Here is a 4672-nt window from a genome sequence, read left to right on the forward strand (position 1 = left end):
AAGGCATTCATGATAAACAGGGTGCGTTCATGCTCTTGCGGGCTCTCATCCGCCATCAATGCCGCAGTTTCCAGAACATAATCCCACTGGAGGTTGCTGATACGGCGCACAACCGAAGCATGATGATCACGACGAACAAATTTACTTTTTTGTCGGATCAATGAAACAGGATTGGCCTCGGTTAATCCTTCCTGCAACAGATAACTGTAAAAGGAAGATAATGCTGTAAATGTCGCCTTTATCGCAGCCTGAGATGCCGTAAAACTCTTAGGATCCGAGGATTTTCCCGCTTTGAAATCGGCCTTGGTGGTATTGACCACAAAGGGTCGCCAGTCAGGATTGATGATTCGGGAACCTTGCTGGCTTTTGAAGCGAGCGACATTCTTGGTACCAATCCAGGCCACCGGCGGCTTAATGCAAAACGCAACAAAATCTTCAATGTGTTCACGCTGCAGCGTAATTACTGATCGCTGCTCGATCCGCCAGGCCCATTGCAGCAATCGCTCCAGTTCCCGGCGATAACTGTTGAATGTTGCCGAGCTGCCGTTGTAACTGTAGAGAAACTTGAGGACGTATTCCAGATCTTGATCGGCGCCGGGCAATGGTTTATCCAGATACGCATGTGCCGAAAAGCTTTGCTGACGAAACGGGTTCTGAATGTATTCGAGCCCGTCAATAATGGGCTCGGGTGGACGGCGCTTGGGATTCATATGACACCTGGATATTGATCAAGATGCCATCATTATACGGCGTTTTGTGATATTTACCATATATCCGATATTACAATATATCGGATATATGGCACTGAAAAACCACACTATCCACATCATATGACGGACCGCCCCAAAATGGCATTGATTGCTATTTGCATTTGCCCTATCATTCTCGAATAATCCAACCAACTCCTCCGGATATTCCATGATCTTTTCTGCACAATCGCAGTCCGACAAATTACGTCTGGCTTCACGGTTACTTGTATCACTTGCTCTATGCCCAGCGATCATTCTCTGTAACACTGCCTCGGCTAACACCAATGAAAGCAGCAGTTCTATAGAAACCATCAGCGTAGTTGGTCAACGCAGCTACTACGATTCCAGCAGCAACGCGGCTGCCAGGGTCGATTTGCCCATTCTCGAAACGCCTCAATCGATTTTTGTGATCAACTCAGAGCTTATTGAAGATCAGCAAGCCTTCCGCTTTGATCAAGTACTACAGAACGATTCCAGTGTGCAGAAAGCCAATAACTTTCTGGGGGCCTACTCCTCTTATCAAATCAGAGGTTTTGAACTATCCAACGGCTCTAACTATTTTCGAGATGGTCGTTCATTCTTTCACTTGGCAGCACCGCCCGTAGAAGTGCTGGAAAAGGTTGAAGTACTCAAGGGCCCCTCCTCTGTATTGTATGGGACTCTGGCTCCCGGTGGGATCATCAATATGACCCCAAAACGTCCTAATCGTGAATTCCATACATCGATCAAGGCCACCGCTGGCAGCAACGACTTCAGCCATTATCACATTGATCACGGCGGCCCCATAACAGATGACGGCGCCGTCCGCTATCGCATTAATGCCGCCTATGAGGATTCCGGATCGTTTCGAAAGTTTGCCGATGGCAGTGATTTCGAAACCGAAAGAACGGTGCTTTCAGCGGCGCTTGAGTGGGATATAAACGATAAAACCGTTCTGCGCTTTAACGGCGACTACACTAATGACAATCGTCCACAGGATATTGGTGTCATCAGTCCCGATGGCACTTTCTCCAGTGTGGACTACGACTTGATTCTCAACCAACCCTGGTCTCAGTACGATTCAGACGTCAGCAACCTGTTTGTTGAAGTCACCCACCAGTTGAACGATGTCATCCAGCTACGTGGTGGTATGAGCTTTCAGGATTATGAACGGGATCGATACGACAACCAGTTTCGTGGCTTGCCCGACGATCTTGGCAACATTAACATTCGCGCGCGCCATCGGATAAACCGCTGGGAATACACCACCTACTTTGCCGACATGATGGCTGAATTTGATACCGGCCCATTGTCACATATGGTATTAGTTGGCATCGACCAAAAGGACGTCGACCGGGACAACAATGAAACTGCGCGCAACGTGATCTTCACCACCAATATTTATGACCCCGAAATTGTTGATGATCCGCACATTGCCACCAGTAAAGATAAAAATATCGGTAAAGATCAATACCGGGGTATCACCGTCCAGGATGTGATCTCCATTGGTGACAAATGGCGCGTCATGCTGGGAGGTCGCTACGATGATATCGAATCCAGCTTCTCTATCGCCGGCACCCCTTCTGAAGGACAACCACAGGCCACCAACTTTACACCTCGTGCCGGCCTTGTTTATCTGCCTACACCAAACTTCTCGGTTTATACGTCTTACAGTGAAAGTTTCGAGCCCAACGCAGCCGTTAGCAGTGGCTATGTCAATGCAGGTCAGGCTCTGGATCCGACCCTCGGAAAGCAACTGGAAGCCGGTATTAAGTGGGAGGCGCTAGGCGGAAAACTGCTCTCATCAGCATCGATTTTCACTATCGAAAGAACCGATGCACCGGTTGAAGATATTCTGGCCAACCGCATCGAGCAGCGAGGCACACAGAAACACGATGGTCTGGACTTTTCGGTCACCGGTCTAGTGAATGACAACATCACCGTACACGGCTCGGCCACTTATCTTGATGCCGAATACACCGTAACAGATGATCCGGATCTGGTCGGCAATACACCTTATGGCGTTCCGGATGTTGCCCTGAGCTTCACCACCGAATACGAATTTTTGCAGGGAAAACTGCAGGGACTATCCCTTCAGGCTAGCGTCTTTTATGAGTCCGAACGGCCCGTAGACGATGCTAACAGTTATGACCTGGACGGCTATACGCGATTTGATGCCGGTATTAAATACGTCTTAACTCGCGGCTCTGGTAACGACATGATATTCAGGCTTTCGGCTATGAACCTGACTGATGAGCAATACTATAAAGCGCGCGGCCCACTGGCGATTAACCCCGAACCTTCGAGGGAAGTTCGCGGCTCTATTGAACTGCAGTTCTAACCCTGATTAATACTCTGGATAACAACGGGTGTGTTCATGTTGTCGGTAGAAAAATGTCAGGAAGGTAGAGCGGCTAATGCCGACTCTGCTACTGAACAACCAGCAGGTAAGCACCCTAGGGACAAACACAGCATCAATAAAAACAACCGTAATAACAACAGTAGCGACACCAAGAAGACCAAGCCCAAGAGCAAAAAACGCAAACTGTTTGATCTGCACTCTTGGGTGGGTTTTCAGCTCATGCTGATTATGGGGATCGTATTGCTCACCGGTACCATCGCCGTTATTAGCAACGAAATCGACTGGCTACTGCAAGAAGATATGCGAGTAACTCCGGATGGGGATAAGGTTTCCTGGGCACAAATGGAAACTGCCATCCATCAAGCTGCACCTAACCATAAACTCACGTCATTCGGCCAGGGTGAAAATGATTACTTTGCCTACCGTGCGCGTCTGTCCAGACCGGATGGCAGCTACTACTATTTGCACATCAATCAGTGGACAGGAGAGTTAACCGGTACGTCTCCGTCTCTCACAGTGCAGCGCTTCTTTCGGGATCTGCATCGCTATCTGTTTATGCCTAAGGTCGTAGGCTTGCCCATTGTCGGTGCGATGGCCATTGCGTTATTAATCTCACTCTATACTGGTTTAAAAACCGCCGGTCGTTTACGCACAGTGGCCTTCAGAATAAGAACGCACAAAGGGTTACGTATCGCCACTGGTGATGCACATCGAGCGGTTGGCGTGTGGGCGATCTGGTTTATCGTATTGATTGCGGTAACTGGAATCTGGTATCTGGCTGAATTTGGCGGGCAGTTGGCGGGCAAACCCTTCGACCCGCCCAGACTGGGGTTACCTCAGCAACTGTTGAATCAAAGGACCGACATAGGAGAGATGATAACGGCGGAGACTATCATCGCCAATACCACACAAGCATTACCTAATTGGGAACCATCGAGAATCCTGTACCCGGAAAATCTCACCCGTCCGATCATCGTCTTTGGCCATGGATCAGATAGACTAGTGCGCCCCAGAGCCAATCGTGTATCACTGGATCCAGTAACTGGTACAGTGATACAAATCGTACGCTCAGACACCAGTGGCTGGCTGGCCTACCTCAACGATCTAGCTGATCCACTGCACTTTGGATCGTTCGGCGGTTTGATCACCAAGATCATTTGGTTTGTCTTTGGCTTGGGCTTGACTGGATTAACCTTTACCGGCGTATGGCTGACTTATCGACGCCTCAACACCTGTGCAATGTCGCGAGCTCAATTACTCACCACGCCGGTTTTGCTGGCTACTGTTGTCGCGGGCTATTTTTATATTGATAAGCACACCAACCATACTAGCAATCATAATGGCGAATATAATAGCAATCAGACTCAGTCGTCGCTGATGCCACAACCTGCTGTAACGTCCAACCCGTTATTATTCACCAACAGTCGGTAATTCAATCATCCCGTAAGCACTTGTCATTCAATGACATCGAATTTGAAATATATTTAAAATGAAACTTTTGTTATCCATAAGGTTACGAAGGTTTACAAAGGTTTTAGGGAGAATTTCGTCGATCACCCTGGATACAAACTACCTTCCAAGC

2 protein-coding genes and 1 pseudogene are annotated in these 4672 nt (G+C 48.5%); 2 read left to right on the top strand and 1 reads right to left on the bottom strand.

Annotated features, from left to right (window positions below):
- Window positions 1-710 (bottom strand): annotated as a pseudogene (locus ACTG33_RS16295) (site-specific integrase); the annotation flags it as partial.
- Window positions 711-918: 208 nt separating this feature from the next.
- Here ACTG33_RS16295 and ACTG33_RS16300 point away from each other — a divergent pair.
- Entirely contained in the window at window positions 919-3069 is a 2151-nt protein-coding gene (locus ACTG33_RS16300; RefSeq protein WP_439136280.1) for a TonB-dependent siderophore receptor, read from the top strand.
- A gap of 36 nt (window positions 3070-3105) precedes the next feature.
- Window positions 3106-4521 (top strand): PepSY-associated TM helix domain-containing protein, encoded by a 1416-nt coding sequence (locus tag ACTG33_RS16305; protein WP_439136281.1) that lies wholly within the window; start codon window positions 3106-3108, stop codon window positions 4519-4521.
- Window positions 4522-4672: the final 151 nt, after the last annotated feature.

The sequence above is a fragment of the Pseudomaricurvus sp. genome, assembly GCF_965662505.1.
Lineage (GTDB): Bacteria > Pseudomonadota > Gammaproteobacteria > Pseudomonadales > Cellvibrionaceae > Pseudomaricurvus.

Excerpts from the sequence above, each read along its gene's own strand:
- ACTG33_RS16305 (WP_439136281.1), top strand. The coding sequence starts at position 3,106 with ATGTTGTCGGTAGAAAAATGTCAGGAAGGTAGAGCGGCTAATGCCGAC.
- ACTG33_RS16300 (WP_439136280.1), top strand. The coding sequence starts at position 919 with ATGATCTTTTCTGCACAATCGCAGTCCGACAAATTACGTCTGGCTTCA.